Consider the following 23,894-nt stretch of genomic DNA (forward strand, 5'->3'; position numbering starts at 1 on the left):
GCCGGGCGCACAGGAGGGAAAGCGAACCTACTCGCCAAGCTTGGGGTGCAGCAGCGACGGCGCAGCACCGAGCAGCATCTTGGTGTAGGGGTCCTGCGGGTTCTGGAAGACCTGCTTGGCCTCGCCCTGCTCGACGATCTTGCCGCCGTTCATGACGATGATGTCGTCAGAGATGTAGCGGACCGTCTGGATGTCATGGCTAATGAACACCATGGCCAGGCCGAGCTCCTTCTTAAGATCGGTCAACAGGTTGAGGATCTGCGCGCGGACCGAAACGTCCAGAGCCGAGGTGGGCTCGTCGGCGATGATGGCGTCAGGGTTCAACGACAGGGCACGGGCAATTGCCACGCGCTGGCGCTGACCGCCCGAAAGCTGGCCGGGAAGAACCTCGGCGGCAGAGCTGGGCAGACCGGTGAGCTCCAGGAGTTCCTTAACGCGCTTCTCCTGCTCGGCCTCGGTACCCAGGTTGTGGACGCGCATGGGATCGAGCAGCTGCTCACGAACGACCATGCGAGGGTTGAGTGCCGTCGCGGGGTTCTGGAACACGACCGAGATGACGCGGCCCATGTGACGACGATCCTCGGCAGTACGCTTGGTGACGTCCTTGCCCTTAAAGTAGACCTTGCCACTCGTGGGGGCCTGCAGGCCGCACATGACATTAGCAGTGGTGGACTTGCCGCAACCGGACTCGCCGACGATGCCGATCGTCTGACCGGGCATGAGCTTAATGGTCACGCCTTGGACGGCATGAACCAGATTGGGGTGCAGGATCGAACCGGTACGGGTCCTAAAGGTGACGTGGACATCGTCAAGGAAGATAATCGGCTCGACGCCGTTGACCGCAGTCTCGCTCATCTACATCACCTCCGCATGAGGGGTCAAACCATTTGCCTTGAGCACCTCATCGGGGAGCTCGGAATAGAAGTGCTCGGTGCCGGGCACGCGCTTGAAGACCGGACGGGTGTCCAGGCCGATGTGCGGATGGCTTGAGCGGGGCGCGAAGCGATCGCCCTTGGGGAAATCGCGCGGGCTGGGGACGGCGCCGGGCACCTGGTGCAGGCGGCCCGAACCGCTCTCGATGGACAGAACGGAACCCAGAAGACCGCGGGTGTACTCGTGAATCGGGTTGGTGAGCAGCTCCTTGGTGGGCGCCTGCTCGATAACCTGACCGGCGTACATAACCGTGATGTTATGGGCGACCTCGGCGACCAACGCCAGGTCATGCGAAACGAAGATCATGGCAAAGCCGAGCTTGGCCTGAAGATCGTTGAGCAGCTTAATGACCTGCTTTTGGACGGTAACGTCCAGAGCGGTCGTGGGCTCGTCGCAGATGACCAGCTTGGGGTCGCGGGTAAGGGCCATAGCGATCAGAACGCGCTGACGCTGTCCACCGGAAAGCTCGTGCGGATAGCTCTCGAGCGTGCGCTTGGGATCGAGGCCGACGAGCTCCAGGAGCTCCTCGGCGCTGCGGGTGCCGCCGCGCTTGGTGAGCTGCTTCATCTGGGCGGAGATAAGCATAGAGGGGTTGAGCGAGGACAGGGCGTCCTGATAGACCATGGCGATATCGGTACCGCGCAGGCCGAACCACTCCTTCTTGCTCATCTTGAGCAGGTCACGACCCTCCCAGAGGACCTCGCCGGAAAGATGCTCGTCCTCATCGGTCAGGCCCATGATGGCCAGCGTGGTGATGGACTTACCGCAGCCGGACTCGCCTACCAGGCCCATGGTCTGGCCGGGACGGACGTCAAAGTTGACATGGTCGACCACGTTGATATCACCGTGGTGCTCAAACTGGATGCAGAAATCGCGGACCGAAAGAATCGGCTCAACGGACTCATCGGGCACATGGCGGTCGTTACGCTTGAGCTCGACATCGCGCAGGGCGCCAAGACGGGCGGACAGGGACTGGGCCTGCTCCTTGTAGGCGCGAACGGGGTCGGAGACCAGCAGGTCGGCCTCGCGGCGCTTGGAGGAATCGGTCGGATCCAGGGCGGCGGAAGGAGCAGCGGCCATAGCGTCGGTAATGCCCTCGGAGAGGATGTTGAGCGCCAGGCAGGTGATCATGATGGCCAGACCCGGGAACAGCGCCTGCCACCAACGACCGGCGAGCACGCCACCGCGGGCGTCGGCGAGGATGTTGCCCCACGTAGCAGTGGGCTCCTGGATTCCAGCGCCGATAAAGGTCAGCGAAGCCTCGAAGATGATTGCGTCGGCGACCAGGGTAACGGTGAAGACCATGATCGGGGCAATGCAGTTACGAAGAACGTGCTTGATCAGAATCCACGGAGCCTTGGCGCCGGAGACGATGACCGCGCGGACATAGTCCTCACCGTACTCGGATACGATGTTGGCACGCACGATACGGGCGATCTGCGGGGTGTACATAAAGCCGATCGCAAAGATAATCGACGGCACGGAGTTGCCCAGGATGGAAACGAAGACGGCTGCGAGGGCGATACCCGGGACAGACATGATGATGTCCAGGATGCGCATAATCGTCTCGGAGACGGCCTTGCGCGAAACCGCAGCAAGAGCACCGACAACGGAGCCACAGACCAGAGCCATAGCGGTAGCACCAAAGCCGATGATCAGCGAGTAACGACCACCGTAGAGCATACGCGAAAGGATGTCACGGCCCTTGTCGTCGGTTCCGAAGATAAACCCGTTGCCGGGAGCCTGGCGAGCCGTAAAGATCTCGACCGGGCTATAGGGGGCAAGCAGGGGGGCAAGAATCGCAGTCAGGGCGACCAGCACCAGCACGATGGCGGCAATCTTAGAAGACAGCGTCATCTTCTTCCAGCCACCGAGCTTGAGCCCCTTGGAGGCAGCCTTCTCGAGCTGCTCGGTTTGCTTCTCTCGAATCTTTACCATAATCTACACCGTCCTGATGCGCGGGTTGATGAGCAGGTAGAGCATGTCAACCACGATGTTGATGATGATGAAGGCAAGAGCAACGACGATGACGACGCCCTGAACCAGGTTCGCCTCGTTGCCCTGAACGCCCTGCAGGATCGCAGTACCCATGCCGGGGAGGTTGAAGATGACCTCGATGACGACGGCGCCGCCCATGAGATAGCCAATCTTAAGACCGAGGGTGGTGACCGGGGTGATTAGCGCGTTGCGAAGAACGTTGATGCCGACGACGACCTTCTCGGGAACGCCGGCGCCGCGAGCCATACGGACATAGTCCTTGTCGAGCTCCTCGACCATGGCGGTACGCACGATACGAGTCATCTGACCCGTCAGCGGAAATGCCAAGGCGATGGCGGGCATGATCATGCGTCCCAGATAGCCAGCCGGATTCGTGGTGAAGTGCGGCAGGGCACCCGATGCCGGGAGTACCTTAAGGTAGGAAGAGAACAGCAGGATCAACAGAACGGCAAGCCAGAACGACGGGGTTGCCAAGCCGGCGATGGAAAAGACGCGGATCACTTGGTCCGGCCATTTATCGCGATACAGTGCCGCGATGACGCCGAGCAAAAACGATACGACCGCACCGATGGCAAGACCGATGAAGGTCAGCTGCATCGTGACGGGTAGGGCCGTGGAGATGCGCTTGGCAACGGAGTTGCGAGCAGCACCATAGGTGCCCATGTCGCCATGAATCAAATTGCCCATATAGCGCACGTAGCGCACGGGCCAGGGGTCGTCCAGACCATACTTCTCATGGTACTCGGCAACCGCCTCGGGCGAGGCACCGTCACCCAACGCCGTGTAGGCGGGGTCGGTCTTGGAGAACGACATAAGGAAGAACACCAGGACGGTGACGCCCAATGCCATGATCGGCAGCGCCACGAGACGCCTTCCAATCAAACGTAGAAAGTTGTTCACGTTCTCTCCCCTTTCTTTTGTCGGTAGGACCAACTGGTATATGAGTACGGACACTCATTACAAGACCCGAGCGACATCGTTGCCGCCCGGGTCTTTGTTTCAACTATGAGGATACGGTCCCAACGGCCGACATCCTGCATATAGACTCAAGCGAGTCTTACGCCTTGACGGTCGCGACGCCCTTAAAGGACATGCTCGTCGTGCCGATGCCCTTGAAGCCATCGAGGGCCTCGCCGTTGGGCGCAGTGGACGGGTCGTTCCAGGAAGCGGAGACGGTCTTAACGTGGACAACGGGGTACAGAACGGCGTTGTCGGCGATGATGTCGAAGCACTCGTTCCACTTCTTCTGCTGCTCGTCGCCCTCGGCGGCAAGAGCCTCGTCCATAAGGCCGTGGAGCTTCTGCCACTCAGCGGACTCCTTCCACGGGCAACGGGTCTGCATCCAGACGTTGTCGCCGTACCACCAGTTGAGCAGCAGGTCGGGGTCTGCGCCGAAGCAGGAAGGATCGCCAGGGGCAAGGAGGATATCGTAGGCCTCGCCGCCGTCGATGGCAGCATAGGTGGCCGGCGAAGTATCGGTCTGGATGGTCACATCGAAGCCGAGAGCGTCGAGGTCGTTCTTGACCTGGGCAGCCATACCCTTGATCTGCTCGTTATCGGTGGTGCGCAGGGTAATGGCGCCCGGGGTGATACCGGACTCCTCGATAAGCTTCTTGGCCTTCTTGGCGTCGGTCTTGTACACCGTGGAGGCCTCATGATAGTTGGTGAAGCTCTTGGGCAGGTAGCAGCTGGCAGCGGTAGCAAGGCCGGCGAAGGTGTTGCTGATCATCTTCTCGGTGTCGAGCGCATACATGACAGCCTGACGGACCTTGACGTCGTTCCAAGGCTCCTTGGCGACGTTGAACATGATGAAGCGGGTGCCGAAGCCCTGGACGTTGTCGATCTTGCAGCCGGCGCCCTCGAGCTGGTCGACGGCATCAGCGGTAACGAGCTCCATGACGAGCGTGGAGCCTTCCTGCTGAGCGGTGACGCGAGCGGTGGGGTCGGTCAGGATGCTGTACTGGATCTTCTTATCCTCGGCAGCATACTCACCGTTGTACTCGGGGTTGGGAACCAGGGTGATCTCGGTATCGGAGATAGAATCGTACATCCAGGGGCCGGAGCCGATCGGCTGCTTGGCGCGATCCTCCTCGCTCTGAGCGGCAGGAGTAACGCGAATGATGGCCAGACGATCCTTGAGCAGGGAGAAGTTGGGGACCTTGGTCTTGACCGTCACGGTGCTGGCGTCCTTGGCCTCGATGGACTCGAAAGGCTGGAAGAACGGAGCGTAGGTGGCAGAAGCGGCGCAAGCGGTGTAGGAGGCGACGACGTCGTCAGCGGTAACCTCGGTGCCATCGGAGAATTTGGCGCCCTTGCGGATGGTGACCTCGAAGGTGGTGTCGTCCACGGACTTGGGATCATCGGTGGCGAGCTCGTTGAAAGTGCTGTAGTCGTGGTAATCGATGCCGTAGAGGCCCTCGACGACGTGCCAGTTAGCGCCCAGGCCCACGGCGGAGCCGGTGCTGGCGGGGTCGAAGCTGGACGGAGCGTAAGCGGAACCGGCGGTGATCACGCCGCCGCCACGGTTGGCGGAATCGGCGGGAGCGGAACCCTCGTCGCTAGAGCTGCCACCGCAGCCAGTGAGACCAAAGCCGGCGACAGCAGCGACGCTGCCGGTGAGGCCAAGGAACGAACGCCTGGACATACCCTTATTGATGATGGCCATGTCTTCTCCTATCAATAGAGAATCTTACCCGGGGGCACCTAAACTTGCCCCCGCGCAACTTGCGGACGATATATACCTTACCTACCGACAAACCCAACTGAGGTGCCGCGCTCGGCGACCGATACATACATACGCTTGAACGGTATTTACTACCGTTCACCGAATTCGTTGACAAACGATACAGCAGACAGTATGTATCGGCGAGGTGAGATATCAGTCTTCGTCAATCCGCAGGATAGCAGGGTTTTCGCTTGGGTTAGTCAAACGTTTTAGCGTTAATAAAACCCGAAACCAGCAGGCAATCATGGCGAAATAAATGGTTGAAAATCGCGCAATCATGTATATCAGTTGTTTATGCTCGTGTTTAGCTATCGGAATGGCCAGCCGCGGCCTCGGCGCGCTCGGCATTCCATGCAACGAGCGCCTCGTGGACCGCCTTGGCAACATCGGCAGGTATGCCGCGAACTTCCGCGATCTCTTGCTCACTCGCCGCGCGCAACCGCTTCATCGAGCCAAAATGGCGCATAATTGCACGTTTTCTAGTGGGTCCCACGCCTGGAACGTCATCGAGTACCGAAACCGTCATGGCTTTATCGCGCAATTCGCGATGGAACGTGATGGCAAAACGGTGCGATTCGTCGCGCACCTGCTTGATGAGATAGAGCGACGCAGACCCGGTCGGAAGTACGACAGGAGTCTCGTCCCAAGGCACGAAAACCTCCTCATCGGCCTTTGCCAAACCACAAACTGGTATATCGAGCCCAAGGGCCTCAAGTTGCTTAATTGCAGCCGTCAATTGCGGCTTGCCGCCGTCGACAACGAGCAAATCGGGGCGCGAGCCAAAACGTTCGTCGGTCATCCGCTCGGGAGCATAGCGACGCCCCAAAACCTCGGACATCGAAACGAAGTCGTTCGCCTCGTCCAATTCGGCCTGGATTTTAAAGCGGCGGTACTGGCTCTTGTCGGCGTGGCCGTTGGTAAACACCACCATCGAGGCGACCGTAAAGGTGCCATGAAGCGTAGAGATATCGAAGCACTCGATTCGCATTGGCGGCGCAGGTAGCGCCAAGGCGCTCTCAAGCTCCAGGAGCGCTCGATTGGTGCGATCGTCGGCGTATCCCGTGCGCATCATATAACGCATGAGGGCATGACGCGCATTTTTAGATGCCATATCGAGCAACCGGTGTTTTTCGCCGCGCTGAGGCCTATGGAGATGACAGGAACGCTCGCGCTTGTCCGAAAGCCATTCCCCTAGCGCCTCCGCATCCTCAAGCTCGACGGAAAGGTTCACCTCGGCTGGAATATCAGCCGTCTCGTCGTAATAGCGCTTGAGAAAGCCCGACTGAAGCTCCTCTTCATCGACATCCAGGCCCTTATCGAGAATGAACTCACAGGTTCGAACCGTTCGCCCCTCGCGCACAACAAACACGCAGGCGGCCGAAATGGTCTCTTCTCGATAGAAACCAATCACATCGAGATCGACACTCGACGGAAAAACGACCTGCTGTCGGTCGTCCAGGCCCCTAATAACTTCCAAGCGACGCTTGACGCGCGCCGCCCGCTCAAAATCGAGCGCTTCGGCGGCGTCCGTCATCTCGGATGTAAGCTCATCAACGACATCTTTACGATGGCCCGACAAAAATCGCTCGACGCGTTTAACGTTTTTAGCATAGTCGGCTGGAGAGATCGCACCGACGCATGCCCCCGGACCGCGGCCAACATGGAAGTCAAAGCAGGGACGCCCGTTTTGAGCGCAAATCATATTGACGATATCTTCTTCGCCCTTGTGGGACTCGACGATACGGCGGCATCGACGCCATTCCGCACAAGAAGCCGAGCAGATCGGGATTACCTTGCGCAGCGTATCAATGGTCTCGCGCGCCGCGCGGCTGTCGGTATAGGGACCAAAATAACGCGTTCCCGGCTTATGACGCTCACGAGTATATTTAATAGCTGGGAACAGATCGCTCTTGGTGATAGCGATAAAGGGATAGCTCTTATCGTCCTTAAGGTCGACATTAAAGTACGGATGATATTGACCGATCAGGTTGCGCTCGAGCACCAGCGCCTCGTGCTCGTTCTCGACAACGATATAGTCAAAGCTTGCAACCAGCTGCATCATCAGTGGAATCTTTTGGCGCTCGTCCTGCAGCGTCACATATTGACGCATGCGCGAGCGCAGATTTTTAGCCTTGCCAACGTAAATGACATCGCCCTTGGCATCTTTCCAAAGGTAGCAGCCAGGCTGCATGGGCACATGCGAAACCTGTTCGGCAAGCGTTGGAATGTTGTCATGACCTGCCACGACTGCCTACCTGCGGCGAAGAAGCGCGGAGACCTCAGGCATCTTTAGAAGGACGGCAAGGCCAAAAGTCACGGCAAGTGAAACCATGCCCGCGATGCAAACATAGCCCAAGGTAATAAGAATCGATCCGCCAAGCGCTCCGACAAAACTCTCGAGCGCCCACAAAACGCCGGCACCCGCTGCGGCACCCAGGCCGCCGAGCAAAAGGCCATAGAAGCAGCCGTGCAGAATAGATTTAACCTGAAGACCCTGCAGACGACGACGCAGCCACCACAGCGAACAGCCGACCAGAATCACATAGTCGACAACATACGACATCGCAATGGCAGGCATGCCATAGCCCAGCACCACACCAAACAGCAGAACCGAACCAGCCTGGCCGATGGCAGAGTATAGGCAATAGCGGCTATAGGGCTTCATGTCGAGCAACGCCGAGAAGCTCTTCTGCATCAACACGACCACGCCGTAGAGCGGCAGGGAGAGCGCCAGATAAACCAGAAACTCGGACACAAGCGCCACACCCGAATCGTCGAACTTGCCGGCGCAATAAATCATGTTGAGCGGACGGGCAAACACAATGAGATATAGCGCGAAAGGAATCAGGAAGAAGAGCATCTGGGCCACGCCGCGCGAGATACCAGCGCGCACGCTGTCATAATCCTTCTCCTGGGCATCGTGCGAAAGCTCGGTATAAAGCGCCGTCGAGAGCGAGGCGGCTATCAAGGCATAAGGCAGTGTGTACCAAAGGCGCGCATAGGCAATTACAGAAGGACCGGTCTCGGGCTGCACCACCAGCGCGGCTGCGTTGGTAATGGAAGTCGACACGAACATGCATACCGTAGCGAGCAACGTCGGGACGCCGAGCGCGAGCGTCTGTCGCAGTGCAGGATCCTTAAAGTCGATATGAATATGAGGCCGGACACCATGCTTACCGAGTGCGGGAATCTGGCACGCCATCTGGACAAAAACGCCAAGCGTCGTGCCGAGCGAAATCAAAACGACGCCCGCCTGCTCACCAAAGCAGGCAGATACGGGAGCGAAGCCCATAAAACTCGCAATGACAATCACATTGTTGAGTACCGGGGCGAACGTCGACCAAAAGTAGTCACGATGCGCGTTAAGAACGCCCGAGAACACCGAGCCCAAGCCGTAGAACAAAATCTGAATGGCAAAGAAACGGAACATGAATGCAGCGGTATCCATGCTTCCGCCATCGCCCGAAAGGAACGACTGCGTCCAGATAAAGCCCGGAGCAAACACGGTGCCCAACACCGAAATGCCGCCCAGCAGCAAAAGCAGGATGCCGAGCAGATTACCTACGTATTCGTTTGAGGCGTCGCGACCCTGCTCACGACGCACGCCCATGTACACCGGCAAAAAGGCGGTAACCAACATACCGCCCATCACGAGCTCATAGAGCATATTGGGCAGGTTGTTGGCGACCTGATAGGAAGACGAGAGCAGCGACATGCCGATGGCGGCAGCCATAGCCCAAGTACGGATAAACCCGGTGACGCGCGACACAATGGTCAGTGCAGTCATGAGGCCGGCAGAACGGCCAACCGTAGAGTAGTCCGACGAGCCCATATCATCTACGTCGTCCTGTGATTGGGGGCTGACTTCAGTGTGTTGTCGAGAATCAACCTCGATATCAGGCTCATCGATTATCGCGAAGGGGTCGTCGACCAAAACGGCATCATCGGCAGAAAAAGCTCCGTCAACAGGCGTGACATCGTTGTCAAACGAAGCGTCATCGTTAGCTACGGCATTATTACCAAACACCGTGTCAACTTCCCTGGCGGCAGCGGTTCGACCAGAAAACGACAATAGATCCCAATCATCGTCCTCAACAGCAACGCCCTCGACCGGATCGGTCGAGCCGAGCGGTGACCACTCGTCATCCAAAAGCAACCGCTCGCCATCACCGTCGGTTGCAGGCCTCGCGGGACGATCGGCTGGGACACCCTGCAGTGCGCCCTTTCCCTGAGCCGCCATCAAAAACACCGCCGTCTCATCGGGACGCGGCGCACGAGACGCCCCGGCGTCAGGCATCCGTCCGGCACGGGATTGAGCCGCGGCCAAAAACACCGCCGTCTCATCGGGACGAGCCGAAGAGAGAATTGTACGGGGAGGCACCGTACCGGCACCGGCGGCACGCAAATACACAGCCGTCTCCCCTGGATCTGCAGCAACGGACCAAGCGTTTCGAATCTGGTCATCGACCGAAGAAGCCTCAGGCGCGGGCGTCTGAGAAGCCGAACCCTTTGCAAAGTGAGCTCCGCGCTTCGATTCTTCCTGCGGCATCGCTCAGTCCTCTCTCGTGATCGGGGCAACCGTCGCCCCGCAAAATGCAACTAAGTCGTCGGGGGCAAGCTCAAGTTGATAGCCACGCTTACCGCCTGAGATAAAAATGGTATCCCAAAGGACGCATGTCTCATCGATCAGCGTCCGAAAGCGTTTTTTCATGCCGACTGGACTGCAGCCGCCCCGGACATACCCCGTCGCGGCAAGCAAGTCCTTGACATGCATCATGGTCAGCGACTTTTCACCAGCGGCGCGCGCTGCGGCCTTTAGGTCAAGCTCGTCGGCAACGGGAATACAGCACACAACGTGTTCGTTGGACGGCGTCACGCAAACCAAGGTCTTAAACCCCTGGCCAGGTTCCTCGCCAAGTTGTTCCAAAATTGCAACGCCTAAACCCACCGACTCATCGCCATCGTCTTCATACGTATGGAGAATATAGGAGATGCCGGCGTTTTCCAGCTCGCGCATCGCATTGGTTTTCGGCGTCTTTGCAGCCTTTGCCATGGCATGTCCCTTCCCTCGCATTCGAACGTAACGCCTAAGTATATGTCCAATTTAGCCGCATACGTCATCTCGACACACAGAAGCGCCACCGAATCGAAAGGAATCGGTGGCGCTTCTCGTACGACGGCGTCTCTTTACTGGGCGTCGAGTTGTGCCTGACGCTCGCGGTCGCGCTTGAGCAGCGGTGCCAAGAACTTGCCCGTGTAACTCTGCGAACATGCCGCGACCTGCTCCGGCGTACCCGAGACCACGACGGTTCCGCCGCCATTGCCGCCCTCGGGACCCATATCGATCAGGCGGTCGGCAACCTTGATGACATCAAGGTTGTGTTCAATCACCAGCACCGTGTTGCCCGCATCGACCAAGCGCTGCAGCACATCGAGCAGCTGGCGGACGTCCTCAAAATGAAGGCCAGTCGTCGGCTCGTCCAAAATATAGAACGTCTTGCCCGTCTGGCGTCGATGAAGCTCCTTGGCGAGTTTCACACGCTGCGCCTCGCCGCCCGAAAGCGTCGTGGCAGGCTGCCCCAAACTCACATAGCCCAAGCCAACGTCATACAAAGTCTGAAGCTTGCGCTTAATCTGCGGGATATTCCCAAAGAACGCCAGCGCCTCGGTGACGCTCATGTCGAGCACGTCCGAGATGGTCTTGCCACGGTAGGTGACCTCGAGTGTCTCACGGTTGTAGCGTTTACCGCCGCAAACTTCGCAGGGAACGTAGATATCGGGAAGGAAGTGCATCTCGATCTTGATCTGTCCGTCGCCCTTGCACGCCTCACAGCGCCCGCCACTCACATTAAAGGAGAAACGACCCGGCGAGTAGCCGCGCGCCTTCGACTCCGGCGTACTCGCAAACAGCGCGCGAAGATCATCCCACAGGCCAATATAGGTAGCAGGGTTGGAACGCGGTGTGCGGCCAATCGGCGACTGGTCGATATCGATAACCTTATCGATACACTCGATGCCCTCGATTTTCTTATACGGACCCACAGGGCGCGTCGAACGGTGAATAGCATTCGTAAGGGCAGGCGCAATGGTGTCGGTAACCAGGGAGCTCTTGCCCGATCCCGACACGCCGGTAACAACCGTAAGCGTACCAAACTCGATCTTGGCAGTAACGTTTTTGAGGTTGTTAGCTCGAGCGCCCGTAATTTTAAGGCAGCCGCGACCGGGCTTGCGCCGTTCATCAGGCACCCGGATCATTCGTTTGCCGGTCAGATAAGCGCCCGTCATCGACTCAGGACACGCCATGATATCGGCAGGCGTTCCCACCGCGACTACGTGTCCGCCGTTGACGCCGGCGCCGGGCCCCATGTCGATCACGTAGTCGGCGGCACGGATCGTGTCCTCGTCGTGTTCGACGACGATGACGGTATTGCCGATATCGCGCAGACGCTCAAGGGTCTTGATCAGGCGCTCGTTATCGCGCTGATGAAGGCCGATCGATGGCTCGTCTAGAATATAGAGCACGCCCATGAGACCCGCGCCGATCTGCGTTGCCAGGCGAATACGCTGCGCCTCGCCACCAGAAAGCGTCGCCGAGGCACGATCGAGCGTCAGATAGTCGAGTCCAACATCGACCAGAAAACGCAAGCGCTCCAGGATTTCCTTGACGATGCGCCCGCCGATAAACTGTTGGCGCTCGGTGAGCTCCAGGCCCTCAAAAAACTCGAGCGACTCACGGCACGACAGGCAACAAACCTCGTAAATGGACTTGCCGCCCACGGTGACGGCGAGCATCTCAGGGCGCAAACGAGCGCCGTGGCAGCTCGAGCACGGTTCCTCGCGAATGTACTTCTCCAAGCGCGCCTTGGTGTTCTCGTTCGTCGTCTCGGTATAGCGTTCGTACAGGATGTTGCGAACGCCCGAAAACTTGGTATCCCACTGGCTACGACGTCCGTCGAGCTTTTGGTAGTCAACCGAGATCTTCGTATCGCCCAGGCCATCCAAGAATGCACGACGCACGCGAGGGGGCAAGTCCTCCCACGGCGTATCGGCGCTTACCTTAAAGTGTTTACAGACCGCAGCAAAAATCTGCGGGTAGTAGTTCGAATTGCCAAACAGGCTACCAAAGACTCCGTCGGCAATGGACTTCGAGGGGTCCTCGATCAGCGCCTCGGCATCAACGGTTTTCTTAAAGCCCAGGCCGTCGCACTCAGGACATGCGCCATAGGGAGCGTTAAACGAAAAATCACGCGGCTGAAGATCGTCGATGGAGTGTCCATGCTCCGGGCACGCCAAGGCCAACGAATACTCCAGCAGCTCGCCCTCGGTCCCCTCGGGAGCATCACGATCGGGCAGCATGTACACATTTACATTGCCGTGAGCCAGCGCGGTCGCCTGCTCAACGGACTCGGCGATACGGCCCAGAGAGTTCTCACGGATCACGATGCGATCGACCACGACCTCGATATCGTGCTTGAACTTCTTGTCCAGATCGATTGGATCGTCGAGCGAGCGCACTTCACCGTCGACACGCACGCGGCTAAAGCCCTCGGCGCGAAGGTCCTCAAACAGTTTGGTGTACTCGCCTTTTCGCCCGCGCACCACCGGTGCCAGCACAAACGCGCGGCGACCCTCCCCCGCCGCCAAGACCTTGTCGGCAACCTGGTCGGTCGTCTGGCGCTCAATGACGCGGCCGCATTCGGGACAGTGCGGGGTGCCCACACGGGCGAACAGCAGGCGCAGATAGTCATAAATCTCGGTTACGGTGCCAACCGTCGAGCGAGGGTTTTTAGACGTCGTCTTTTGGTCGATCGACACCGCCGGCGAAAGGCCGTCGATTGAATCCAAGTCGGGTTTGTCCATCTGGCCCAAGAACTGGCGCGCATAGCTCGAAAGGCTCTCGACGTATCGACGCTGGCCCTCGGCATAGATAGTGTCAAATGCCAGCGAGCTCTTGCCCGAGCCAGAAAGACCGGTAATGACCACGAGTTGGTCACGCGGAATGGAAACATCGATATCACGGAGGTTGTGCTCACGAGCGCCGCGAATAACGATAGAAGAATCAGACATGGAAGCTCCTTGCCTCCTATTGCATCGAATCATACTGCCGATGAGTTTAGCGCACTCGACACGCACAGATGTTCGTAATACAAGATTCGCAGACCTTTAGCTTTGCGTATCGGGCGCTTTGTTTCTCGAAATGCCGTGGAAAGGTTACAGTAATCTAATACTGAACTTAATTTGCTGTAACAGAGGAACGTCCATGACCGAAGATATCCCCCTTGAAATCACTTCGAGCGTCATGGCCAATCTGCCCATATTCATCGCCGTCCTTATCGTGGCCACCGTCGTCGTGCGCGTGTATTTTTCAATCAAACACAATGAAAAGCCGCCCATTGCCCGCGTCTTTTGGTGCGCGACGCTCCTCATCCCGCTCGGCATGGTAGCTGCATGGATTACGAATCAATTGCTCGTAAATGAGGGCAGTTCCCTATGGGTCCTTTCTTATTCGGCGCTCGGTGCTGCCGCCGTCATACTTCTTGTCGAGCCCTTGGTTTCGGGACTTATCGACCAAACCGATCTTGCGACGGGAACGGTTGCCTGTATTTGCCGTGACATCCTTGTCATCGCCGCTGTTTCAGCGCTCTCGTTCGTTTCACTCGAAATTTCCTGCAACGAAACGTTCTATCGCATTCCCGCCAACTCATTCGGGTTTTCCGTCGGGCTGCTCGCGACGGTTCTGCTCTCCCTTTATTTGCTGGGACAGCGTCATGGAGGCGTCATGGTCCTCGTGCCCGTCGTCTGTTGCATCCTTGGCATTGCCGAGCACTTCGTCATAACGTTTAAAGGCGAGGCCATCCTGCCAAGCGATATCTTGGCCCTTGGCACCGCAATGGAAGTGAGCGAGGGATACGAGTTTACCTTTACCGCCAGAATCGTAACCTCTCTAGCCCTGCTAGAGATTTCCCTGGGGCTTCTTTCGCTTATCCGACCGAGAAAGCTCCGTACGCCCACCCATGTCTTCCCCGCAATCGCCGCTAACCTCTGCGCTTTTCTGCTAGTGACCGTTGTGGGGCTCTCGGGCTTTTCCAGCATCGACTTGGAGCAGGCGCTGAATTTTGGATTTGACCGTTGGCAGCCCATCACCACGTATGCGTCTCAGGGTTTTATCACTTCGTTCACCGAAATGGTCAACGAGTTGCCCATTGAGAAGCCCGAAGACTATACGCCCGATGAGGCGCAGAGCATCGAGCAGGAGCTCGCCGCCACCTACGACAGCACGTATGGCTCGAGCGAGCAGCGCGCGGCGGCCGTTGCCCAGTTCAATGAAATCAAGCCGACGATTGTTGCCGTCATGAACGAGAGTTTTAGCGACCTTTCGTGCTTTGAGCAGCTCCAGGCGGCCGGGTACACCGGCCCCGCATTCTACAACTCGCTTCCCGACACACTTGTTCGCGGCACCATGCTCGCTTCGGTCGCCGGTGGCGGAACGGCGAACTCCGAATTCGAATTTTGACCGGAGCGACAACGGCCTTTGTCGGATTAGGCAAAATCCCCTATCAGCTGTATCAGATGAATGGCGTCAACAGCCTGGCAAAGGACCTTAAAGAGCTTGGGTATACCGCTACCGCTATGCACCCGCAAAACCCCGTCAACTACCATCGAGATAAAATCTATCAGCAGCTGGGCTTTGGAGACTTTCTTTCAATCGGCGATTTCGAAGGTGCGCCCTGCTACCATGCCGGCGTATGCGACTACGCCACCTACGACAAGATACTCGACCTGCTTAGAACCGACGAAGCCCCGCAGTTCATCTTTGACGTCACGATGCAAAATCACGGCGGCTACGACTATGGCACCGTTCCCGCCGAGGAGCTGACAAACTATTGGGTCGAGGGAGCCAGCGAGGGCGCCAATAGCGCGCTCAACACCTATCTTACCTGCATCAACGCATCCGACCGGGACCTCGAGTACTTTATCAACGAGCTCCGCAATATCGGCAGACCGGTTGTTCTTGTCTTTTTTGGCGACCATCAGCCGAGCGCCGCAACGACTCTCAACGACGAGCTGTACCCTCAGGAAGATACGGCAAGCCACGCTTTCCGTATCTATCAGTCGACCTATTTCGTCTGGGCTAACTATGAAATCGCCGGCAATACCGAGCTCAACGTCTACGACACCGTCGGGGCAAACGAGATTGCAGCCATTACCCTTAATAAGATCGGCGCCCCGCTCACCGACTATCAAAAGGCTCTGCTTGCAACAAGGTCAGATGTGCCCACCATCAATGTCGCCGGCTATCTTGGTGCCGACGGGCTGCGCTACGACTTGGAATCTGAAGACAGCCCATACGCCTCGACGATCGACAAGCTGCAGCGCATCCAATACCTCGAGTTCGCCAGCAAAGTTCAGTAAGCCTGCTCATTCGCTTGGGCCCATCGCACTGCAAGCACGCTCGGCCCAAATGCATCACAAATGACTCCCGCTCGCAAACGAGGGTACAATGACGCTCGTGTCACATCACGGGGCCCCGGCCCCAACATATACAAAGGAGTCATACATGGGTTGCGAGCACGCACAGGCCGCCGGCGGACAAACGTCGCCGTCGCAATTTGAGGAGAACACGCTGTCCGAGGTCAAACGCGTCATCGCCGTGCTTTCCGGCAAGGGCGGTGTCGGCAAGTCGTTTGTCACCGGCGCCATCGCCACCGAGCTTGCCCGTCACGGCCACAAGGTCGGCGTCCTCGATGCCGACATCACCGGTCCCTCTATCCCCAAGATGTTCGGTATGAGCGGACGCCACGTCCATGCCCTTGGCAACCTTATGCTGCCCGAAATCTCCGAGCACGGCGTTAAGGTCATGAGCTCCAACCTGCTGCTCCAAAACGAAACCGACCCCGTCCTTTGGCGCGGTCCGGTCATCGCAGGCGCCATTAGGCAGTTCTGGAGCGAGACCTCGTGGGGCCCCATCGACTATCTGCTGGTCGACATGCCTCCGGGAACAGGCGACGTCGCGCTCACCGTCTTCCAGTCGCTGCCCGTCGACGGCATCGTCATCGTCACGAGCCCGCAGGATCTGGTCTCGATGATCGTCGCCAAGGCGGTTAACATGGCCGAGAAGATGAACGTCCCCATTCTGGGCATTGTCGAGAACATGAGCTATATTGAGTGCCCCGACTGCGGCAAGAAGATCGAGGTCTTTGGCAAGAGCAAGCTCCCCGAGGTCGCAGAGCGCTATAACCTCGACATCTTGGGCACGATTCCCATTAATCCGGCACTCGCCGAGGCCTGCGATAAGGGCGAGGTCGAGACCGCACTGCCCGATGGCATGTTGCCTCAGGCAGTCTCTGCCGTCGAGGCCATTGCCCCGCACGAGACCGACGAGGCCTAAGTGAACACGAGCGCCTTCTATGACGTCCTGGTAATCGGCGGCGGGGCTTCAGGCCTCGCCGCCGCCATTACGGCCGCACGCGCTGGCAAAAGCGTCTGCATCGTTGAGCGCGATGTCGCCTGCGGCCTTAAGCTCCTTGCGACCGGCAACGGTCGCTGCAACCTCTCCAACGAATCGATTGATCCACAGCGGTATAACCACCCCGCATTCGTCGAATCCGTCATGGGCCCCCAGCCCGAACAAGAGCTTATGGGTTTCTTCTCCTCGCTGGGCATCATGACAACCTCCGAGGAAGGCCGGCTGTACCCGCGCTCCCTTCGCGCCGAATCGGTGCGCGACGCGCTTCTCAACGTTTGCGACCGCCTAGGCATCACCTTAATCTGCGGGGCCAACGTTGCCTCGGCGCGCAAAGCTTCCGAAGGCTGGGCACTCCAAATAAACCGTCCAGCGCGGGCGCTCAAGGCAAAAAAGCACGACGACCGAAAATCGGAGCTCCGCTCGCTTCGGAAAGCACTCGCCGATGTCCCTCGCAAGAACGAGGCCCTGGAGGCACATGCCGTAATTATCGCCACGGGTGGCAACCCCACCGGTATCGCCGATACGTTTAGCCTCCCCCTCACTTCGCTGCGCCCCATCCTCTGCCCCGTATCGGCAACGGTCGTCGGCGATCGGGCGGCACTCAAGACGTTGGATGGTCTGCGCGTCCGCGCCCGCTTGACGCTCACCCGTAACCATAGTGAGCTCTGGCACGAAGACGGTGAAGTACTGTTTCGAACCTTCGGTATCTCGGGCGTCGCTGTCTTCAACCTCTCCCGTCGTATCCAGCGCGGCGATACGATCCTGCTCGACGTTTTCCCCGACCTCTCTAAAGACGAGTTGCTCGATATGCTTAACCGGCGCGTTGAGCTGCTCGGCGGCTTTTCGCCCCGCGATCCCCGTTGGCTCGACGGCATGCTCGCCCCGCAACTCTCCCGCGTCGTCTGCACAGCGTTCGAGCAGTGCCATCCAGGCTCCGACGATGTCGTCCACCTGGTCTCGATCCTCAAGCACTTTAAGCTGCTTGTCGAGGGAACAGCCGAGAAGCGCTCGGCGCAGGTCACGCGGGGTGGCGTATCTGTCGAGAGCATCTCAACACCCAGTCTACGCGCGCGCAGCGTTGTCGACGCCCCGCTATACGTCTGCGGCGAAGCGCTCGACATCGACGCCGATTGCGGAGGCTTTAACCTTGCGTGGGCCTGGCTCTCGGGCATTCGCGCTGCAAGCAGCCTGTAGCCGCACAGTCTATAATCAAAAACGCATTCGGGCCGTCTGGGATACCGGACGGCCTCTTTCTTGCCTCTAAGGAGACCTCGATGATCGAACTCACCCAAGTCAACGCGTCACTCGATGAAGCCGGCGATGAAAATGCCTGCCTCATTGTTGGCAAGCGATTCGCCAAGCGCGTCCTGCGTTGCAAGGACTCCGAGATCAAGTCCATCGAGCTCCACCGCAAGTCAATCGACGCTCGCAAAAAACGAGACGTCCATTTTATCCTGAGCTTTCGTGTTGAGCTGACTAGTCCCCACCTCGAGCGAGAAGCGGTCGACAGCGTTGCCGAGCGTGACCGCTCGCGCGTACGCGCGATAGAAGACGATGAGCCTTCATTCCCCTCCCCCGTTTCCGGCGCACCCAAAGAGCGCCCCGTCGTCGTCGGTGCCGGATGCGCCGGCCTTTTCGCCGCACTCACCCTTGCCGAAGCAGGTCTTAAGCCCTTGCTCATCGAGCGCGGCGACCCGGCATTTCGCCGCTCGCAGGCGATCGACCTCTTTCTAAAGGAGCGTATCCTCGACCCCGAGAGCAATATCCAGTTTGGTCTGGGCGGCGCGGGGACCTTCTCGGACGGCAAGCTCAATACAGGAACAAAAAATCCCGCCCATCGCCTCATCCTCGAAACCTTCGTCGAGGCAGGTGCGCCCCGCGATATTCTGTGGGATGCCAAGCCGCACATTGGCTCCGACATCCTTCCCACGGTTGTTACCGCTATATCCCAGCGCATCGAGCAGCTCGGAGGTGTCGTCCGTTATCGAACAAAACTCGTCGACATTCGCATCGACGCGTCTGGCGCCATCACCGGTATTGATGTCCAATCGTCCCAAGACGCCGCTTACGAGCCAATTGAGACAAAGCACCTTATCCTCGCCTGCGGGCATTCTGCTCGCGATATTTTTGAACTCCTTAAGGACCACAACGTGGCCCTCGCACAAAAGACCTTTGCCATGGGCGTTCGCATCGAGCATCCGCAGCGCGACATCGACCGAGCCCAATATGGAGCCTCGGCGGGACATCCTGCCCTCGGAGCAGCCCCCTACAAACTCGTCGCCCATCTTCCCAACGGCCGCAGTGTGTTCTCGTTTTGCATGTGCCCCGGCGGGCAGGTTGTCGCCGCCTCTTCCGAGCAGGGCCACCTGTGCGTCAACGGCGCCAGCCTCAATGCCCGCGACGGCCGTAACGCAAATGCCGCCCTGCTCGTTAACGTCACGCCCGAGGACCTTCCCGACGATGACCCGCTCGCCGGCATCGAGCTCCAGCGCGCCTGCGAGGCGGCCGCCTATCGCCTGGGCGGTTCCAACTGGAACGCACCGGCACAACTCGTCGGAGATTTCCTCGCAGGACGCGCCAGCAAGGCGCCCGGAAAGGTAAAGCCCACCTATCCGCTCGGTGTGACCTGGACGGCAATTGACGAAGCCCTGCCGCAGCATATCGTCGAGTCGCTCCGCCTGGGACTTCCCCTACTCGGAAAAAAGCTACGGGGCTACGACCGCCCCGATGCCGTTCTTACCGGCGTGGAGACTCGTTCGAGCTCACCGGTCACTGTCACCCGAGACCGAACGTGCCATGCCGTATCGACCCCGGGCCTCTACCCTTGTGGTGAGGGAGCTGGATATGCCGGAGGCATCATGAGCGCGGCCACCGACGGTATCCGTTGTGCCGAAGCCCTGATCGCAGACCTCTAGCGAACGAATTCCAGCGCGCAAAAGACACAGGCCCCGAGCTCCACAGGGAACTCGGGGCCTGTTCGCTATTTCTTAAACCGTGCACCCTGGCGTTTTCTACCCGATGCGAACGTGGAACCCTTGCGGGCCTGCGAACGTAAGCGCTCGATCGTCTCGTCCTCAGACGCACCCTCGAGCATCGCCCGAATCTGAACGACAGCATCACGCAGGCGCGCCGCCTCCTCAAAGTCCATGGCGGCAGAAGCGTTACGCATATCCTCTTCCATGGTTTCGACGATCCGCACAAGCTCGTCATGCGGTAGTTCTTCCAACTGCTCCGCAAGTGTCTGCTCGGTCGCCGCCGTTTCCGGCACACCGCCCTCGCCCGACTCATCGGGCGTATAGAATGCGCCATGGCCAAGAGAGTCGCCCTTCGAGCGTCCCTTGGAGCCCACAGTTTTTTCGGCCTCGGCAATAAAACTTGAGATGTCGTTGATGGCCTTGCGCACTGTCTTGGGCACAATGCCATGTTCTTCGTTATATGCCATCTGAATCTCGCGACGACGCTGCGTCTCCTCGATGGCCGCTTTCATCGAATCGGTCACAACGTCTGCATACATGATGACTTCGCCATCGGCGTTACGGGCCGCACGGCCAATCGTCTGAATCAGCGAACGACGGTTGCGCAAGAAGCCTTCCTTGTCGGCATCGAGAATTGCCACCAGTGAGACCTCGGGAAGATCCAAGCCCTCGCGAAGCAGGTTGATGCCAACGAGAACATCGATCTTGCCCTCGCGCAGCGTTCGCAGGATCTCGACACGGTCCATTGTCGCCGTATCAGAGTGCATGTAATTGACCTTAATGCCCGCATCAAGTAGATGGTCGGTCAGGTCCTCGGCCATGCGCTTGGTCAACGTGGTCACCAGCACGCGCTCCTTGCGGGCAACGCGCTCGCGAATCTCGTCCTCAAGATCGTCAATCTGACCGCGAACGGGACGCACGTCGATCTTGGGGTCGAGCAGGCCGGTCGGACGAATAATCTGCTCCACGTCGTTTTGGCTCACCCGCAGCTCGTAGTCGCCCGGCGTGGCCGAGACGTAGATGAACTGGGGGATTCTCGCCTCAAACTCATCGAAACGAAGCGGGCGATTGTCGAGCGCCGAGGGCAGGCGAAAGCCGTGCTCCACCAGGGTCACTTTACGCGAACGGTCGCCTTCATGCATGCCACGAATTTGCGGCACCGTCACATGGCTCTCGTCTATGATGCAGAGCATGTCCTTGGGAAAGTAATCGATTAGGGTAAACGGTGGTTCACCCGGCTTACGCCCGTCCAGATGACGCGAGTAGTTCTCGATGCCGTTGCAAAAGCCCATCGTCTCGAGCATCTCGAGGTCATAATCGGTCCGTTGCTGTAGACGTTGCGCCTCGAGCAACTTGTCGGTCGCCTTGAGCTCCGCGACGCGCTTCTCGCACTCTTCACTGATTGACTTCAAGGCCGCCTTGACCTTGGGCTTCTCGGTCACATAGTGCGATGCCGGCCACACGGGAATAGCCTCATACTCACGAAGCATCTCACCGGTAACCTCATCGATTTCGGCGATAAGCTCGACCTCATCGCCAAAGAACTCAAATCGCAACGGATGCTCGGCATAGGGCGGATACACATCGACAACATCACCACGCACGCGGAAGGTGCCACGCGCCAAGTCATAGTCGTTCCGGTCGTACTGAATGTCGATGAGCGCATGGATAAAGTCATCGCGCTCGAGCGGTACTTTCTTGTCGACATTCGGCGCCAGGCCCGCATAGTCCTCAGGAGAGCCGATGCCATAGATGCAGGACACCGAAGCAACGACGATCACATCGCGTCGAGAAAGCAACGAGGCGGTCGCCTGATGTCGAAGCATCTCGACTTCTTCGTTAATCGAAGCATCCTTCTCGATATACGTATCGCTTTGCGGCACATATGCCTCGGGCTGATAGTAGTCGTAGTACGAGACGAAGTAGACCACGGCGTTGTTGGGAAAGAATTCTTTGAGCTCGCTCGCAAGCTGGGCGGCGAGGGTTTTGTTGGGGGCCATGACCAGCGTTGGCTTACCGAGAGCTTCGATGGTCTTGGCCATGGTAAAGGTCTTGCCCGAGCCGGTCACGCCAAGCAAAACCTGATACCGGTCTCCGTCCCTCACACCCTGCACAAGCGACTCAATGGCCTTAGGCTGTGAACCTGCAGGCTCATAGGGAGACACGACCTCAAACGGTACCTCGGAGCCCTCAACGCCAAAACGTTTGAGCTCTCCGCCAACACGCTCAACTTCAAAATCCGCCATGGATACTCCTAACTCATACATCTGCAGTATACGCAGGCGGCAGGCATAGTCCTATACGAACCGGTCGGGATAGAGGGTCTTATAGCGAATCCAGGCATTATTGACACGAATCAAATAGGCTTGCGTCTCGGGAAAGGCAATCGCGTTATGGAGCGATGTGTTTTGCTGCGCCCACCCATCGACATTGCCCATTCCGGCATTGTAAGCAGCAATAGCGCTATCCGTCGACCCATTGAAATACGTCAACAGGTATGAGAGGTACGCGCACCCAAATTCGATATTCGAAGCGGGGTCATTCAGGTCATCGGCTGAATACTCGTCCCCGTCGACAAGGCCCTTAGCGATCATATCCTGAGCGGTTTCGGGCATAAGTTGCATGAGACCTTGGGCGCCCTGATTTGATTCCGCCTCGGGATCCCAGTTTGATTCCGACTTGATGACGGCACACACCAGATACGGATCGAGATTATGCGAAATACTGGACTGCTTTACATACGCCTCATAGTCAATCGGATAGAACGGTTTAAAGAAAGCGGCGGGAGCACACGAGTAAACGAGCGAGATAAGGCCAAAGACGAAAACGACAACCAGCGGCACAAGGCGATACCACGTAAAGAAACGCGTCTTAGGCATCTGTCGTCTCCTTATCCATAGCATCCATAAGGCCATGGCGAGCAAGCCACGCGTCCAGTTGTTCAAAGAGCGAGCTGTCGCCCGCTGCGTTATCAATCACGGTCGTGGCGAGACTGCAAAGCGAAGACTCATCGGGTTGGCAAGCACAGCGAGCATCAAAATCGGATGGCTCCATACCACGGTGAATAGCACGTTCGCGACGGACCGCTAAAGGAGCGCTAACAACCATAATTTCATCCGCAAGGCCAAAGGCGTCCTCAAAGCCAGTCGGAGCAGATACTTCGACCGCCGCAAAGGGATAGCGGGGAGACGAAACCGTACAGCAAACAGGATCGAGAATCCTCAGCGAAAGCTGCTCAATGAGAGCGGGGTGCACAATACTATTGAGCCTTGCAACCGTATCGGGAGAAACAAAAGCTCGAGAAGCGAGAACGTTACGTCGAACACCGCCATCCTCGTCCAAAATATCCCAGCCAAACTCTTCAGCAAGAGCATTGACGATATCCGACCCCGGCACGTACAGCGATTTGGCAAGAACGTCTAAATCGATAAGCAGGGCTCCGCGAGATTCCAGAAAGCGGCAGGCAGTCGATTTACCCGAAGCAATATTGCCCAAAACGAAAACGGTAAACATCAAGCCCTCCCTAACGTCAATGCGAGTAATTATCGCGCAAATACAAAGCGACGGTTCAAAAAACAGCCAAACAGTAAGAGAGTCAAAGGAAGAGTCCGTTCACAAGGCACAGCTTATATATAGCGCAAAAAAGGGGGAGGCCGCGAGGCCTCCCCCTTCTCAGTCCAAGCGTACGGCTCGGTGCCGTCCACCGGTCAGCGGCGCCCTGGCCTCCCACGGGCTGGCCCCGCAGTACTCTCGGCGCGATGGGGCTTAGCTTCCGGGTTCGGAACGGGACCGGGCG

General features: G+C 58.3%; 16 protein-coding genes and 1 rRNA gene. 5 read left to right on the forward strand and 12 right to left on the reverse strand.

Annotated elements, in window-relative coordinates; genetic code table 11:
• Positions 1 to 27 precede the first annotated feature (27 nt).
• The 8 genes from ACTQV3_RS04550 to uvrA form a co-directional block, all read right to left on the reverse strand.
• A complete protein-coding gene (locus ACTQV3_RS04550; protein WP_154517508.1) occupies positions 28 to 855 on the reverse strand; it encodes an ABC transporter ATP-binding protein in 828 nt (275 codons plus the stop codon).
• On the reverse strand, positions 856 to 2,871 hold the full coding sequence (locus ACTQV3_RS04555; RefSeq protein WP_154517511.1) for a dipeptide/oligopeptide/nickel ABC transporter permease/ATP-binding protein: 2,016 nt from the start codon (positions 2,869 to 2,871) through the stop codon (positions 856 to 858).
• A gap of 3 nt (positions 2,872 to 2,874) precedes the next feature.
• Positions 2,875 to 3,831 carry an ABC transporter permease gene (locus ACTQV3_RS04560; protein WP_370450641.1) on the reverse strand — a complete coding sequence of 319 codons (957 nt, stop codon included), beginning with the start codon at positions 3,829 to 3,831 and terminating at the stop codon, positions 2,875 to 2,877.
• A 157-nt stretch (positions 3,832 to 3,988) separates the two neighbouring features.
• Positions 3,989 to 5,596 (reverse strand): ABC transporter substrate-binding protein, encoded by a 1,608-nt coding sequence (locus tag ACTQV3_RS04565; RefSeq protein WP_427718660.1) that lies wholly within the window; start codon positions 5,594 to 5,596, stop codon positions 3,989 to 3,991.
• 364 nt (positions 5,597 to 5,960) lie between these two features.
• On the reverse strand, positions 5,961 to 7,847 hold the full coding sequence (gene uvrC, locus ACTQV3_RS04570) for an excinuclease ABC subunit UvrC (RefSeq protein ID WP_154517564.1): 1,887 nt from the start codon (positions 7,845 to 7,847) through the stop codon (positions 5,961 to 5,963).
• Between the two features lie 60 nt (positions 7,848 to 7,907).
• Positions 7,908 to 10,205, reverse strand: a complete 2,298-nt coding sequence (gene murJ / locus ACTQV3_RS04575) for a murein biosynthesis integral membrane protein MurJ (RefSeq protein WP_441068947.1) — start codon at positions 10,203 to 10,205, stop codon at positions 7,908 to 7,910.
• Positions 10,206 to 10,208: 3 nt separating this feature from the next.
• Positions 10,209 to 10,709 carry a Cys-tRNA(Pro) deacylase gene (gene ybaK, locus ACTQV3_RS04580; protein ID WP_427718664.1) on the reverse strand — a complete coding sequence of 167 codons (501 nt, stop codon included), beginning with the start codon at positions 10,707 to 10,709 and terminating at the stop codon, positions 10,209 to 10,211.
• A 134-nt stretch (positions 10,710 to 10,843) separates the two neighbouring features.
• Positions 10,844 to 13,723, reverse strand: a complete 2,880-nt coding sequence (uvrA, locus tag ACTQV3_RS04585) for an excinuclease ABC subunit UvrA (RefSeq protein WP_441068945.1) — start codon at positions 13,721 to 13,723, stop codon at positions 10,844 to 10,846.
• A gap of 193 nt (positions 13,724 to 13,916) precedes the next feature.
• On the opposite strand from uvrA, the gene ACTQV3_RS04590 reads away from it, so the two are divergent.
• From ACTQV3_RS04590 to ACTQV3_RS04610, 5 genes are all read left to right on the forward strand, one after another.
• The gene (locus tag ACTQV3_RS04590; protein ID WP_441549784.1) at positions 13,917 to 15,170 is read left to right on the forward strand and encodes a hypothetical protein; all 1,254 of its coding nucleotides are present in this window, start codon (positions 13,917 to 13,919) and stop codon (positions 15,168 to 15,170) included.
• Positions 15,167 to 16,069 carry an LTA synthase family protein gene (locus tag ACTQV3_RS04595; RefSeq protein ID WP_441068941.1) on the forward strand — a complete coding sequence of 301 codons (903 nt, stop codon included), beginning with the start codon at positions 15,167 to 15,169 and terminating at the stop codon, positions 16,067 to 16,069. The genes ACTQV3_RS04590 and ACTQV3_RS04595 overlap by 4 nt, the downstream gene beginning before the upstream one ends.
• Before the next feature lie 145 nt (positions 16,070 to 16,214).
• A complete protein-coding gene (locus ACTQV3_RS04600) occupies positions 16,215 to 17,045 on the forward strand; it encodes an Mrp/NBP35 family ATP-binding protein (protein ID WP_427794829.1) in 831 nt (276 codons plus the stop codon).
• Complete coding sequence (locus ACTQV3_RS04605) at positions 17,046 to 18,317, forward strand: NAD(P)/FAD-dependent oxidoreductase (protein WP_441068939.1); 1,272 nt, start codon at positions 17,046 to 17,048, stop codon at positions 18,315 to 18,317.
• A gap of 80 nt (positions 18,318 to 18,397) precedes the next feature.
• On the forward strand, positions 18,398 to 20,038 hold the full coding sequence (locus tag ACTQV3_RS04610) for an NAD(P)/FAD-dependent oxidoreductase (RefSeq protein WP_441068937.1): 1,641 nt from the start codon (positions 18,398 to 18,400) through the stop codon (positions 20,036 to 20,038).
• Positions 20,039 to 20,103: 65 nt separating this feature from the next.
• Here the strand turns inward: ACTQV3_RS04610 and uvrB are convergent, their stop codons facing one another.
• From uvrB to rrf, 4 genes are all read right to left on the reverse strand, one after another.
• Positions 20,104 to 22,344, reverse strand: a complete 2,241-nt coding sequence (gene uvrB / locus ACTQV3_RS04615) for an excinuclease ABC subunit UvrB (RefSeq protein ID WP_441068935.1) — start codon at positions 22,342 to 22,344, stop codon at positions 20,104 to 20,106.
• 51 nt (positions 22,345 to 22,395) lie between these two features.
• On the reverse strand, positions 22,396 to 22,977 hold the full coding sequence (locus tag ACTQV3_RS04620; RefSeq protein WP_441068933.1) for a lytic transglycosylase domain-containing protein: 582 nt from the start codon (positions 22,975 to 22,977) through the stop codon (positions 22,396 to 22,398).
• Positions 22,970 to 23,611: a dephospho-CoA kinase gene (gene coaE, locus ACTQV3_RS04625; protein WP_441068931.1), complete on the reverse strand. Its 642-nt coding sequence runs from the start codon at positions 23,609 to 23,611 to the stop codon at positions 22,970 to 22,972. Before coaE ends, ACTQV3_RS04620 begins: the two co-directional genes overlap by 8 nt.
• A gap of 192 nt (positions 23,612 to 23,803) precedes the next feature.
• Positions 23,804 to 23,894: ribosomal RNA gene (gene rrf / locus ACTQV3_RS04630) — 5S ribosomal RNA — on the reverse strand; the annotation flags it as partial.

The sequence above is a fragment of the Collinsella sp. LCP19S3_A7 genome, from assembly GCF_052121995.1.
Classification (GTDB): Bacteria; Actinomycetota; Coriobacteriia; order Coriobacteriales; family Coriobacteriaceae; genus Collinsella.

Excerpts from the sequence above, each read along its gene's own strand:
- ACTQV3_RS04550 (WP_154517508.1), bottom strand. The coding sequence starts at position 855 with ATGAGCGAGACTGCGGTCAACGGCGTCGAGCCGATTATCTTCCTTGAC.
- ACTQV3_RS04555 (WP_154517511.1), bottom strand. The coding sequence starts at position 2,871 with ATGGTAAAGATTCGAGAGAAGCAAACCGAGCAGCTCGAGAAGGCTGCC.
- ACTQV3_RS04565 (WP_427718660.1), bottom strand. The coding sequence starts at position 5,596 with ATGGCCATCATCAATAAGGGTATGTCCAGGCGTTCGTTCCTTGGCCTC.
- uvrC (WP_154517564.1), bottom strand. The coding sequence starts at position 7,847 with ATGCAGCCTGGCTGCTACCTTTGGAAAGATGCCAAGGGCGATGTCATT.
- murJ (WP_441068947.1), bottom strand. The coding sequence starts at position 10,205 with ATGCCGCAGGAAGAATCGAAGCGCGGAGCTCACTTTGCAAAGGGTTCG.
- ybaK (WP_427718664.1), bottom strand. The coding sequence starts at position 10,709 with ATGGCAAAGGCTGCAAAGACGCCGAAAACCAATGCGATGCGCGAGCTG.
- uvrA (WP_441068945.1), bottom strand. The coding sequence starts at position 13,723 with ATGTCTGATTCTTCTATCGTTATTCGCGGCGCTCGTGAGCACAACCTC.
- ACTQV3_RS04590 (WP_441549784.1), top strand. The coding sequence starts at position 13,917 with ATGACCGAAGATATCCCCCTTGAAATCACTTCGAGCGTCATGGCCAAT.
- ACTQV3_RS04600 (WP_427794829.1), top strand. The coding sequence starts at position 16,215 with ATGGGTTGCGAGCACGCACAGGCCGCCGGCGGACAAACGTCGCCGTCG.
- ACTQV3_RS04610 (WP_441068937.1), top strand. The coding sequence starts at position 18,398 with ATGATCGAACTCACCCAAGTCAACGCGTCACTCGATGAAGCCGGCGAT.
- uvrB (WP_441068935.1), bottom strand. The coding sequence starts at position 22,344 with ATGGCGGATTTTGAAGTTGAGCGTGTTGGCGGAGAGCTCAAACGTTTT.
- ACTQV3_RS04620 (WP_441068933.1), bottom strand. The coding sequence starts at position 22,977 with ATGCCTAAGACGCGTTTCTTTACGTGGTATCGCCTTGTGCCGCTGGTT.
- coaE (WP_441068931.1), bottom strand. The coding sequence starts at position 23,611 with ATGTTTACCGTTTTCGTTTTGGGCAATATTGCTTCGGGTAAATCGACT.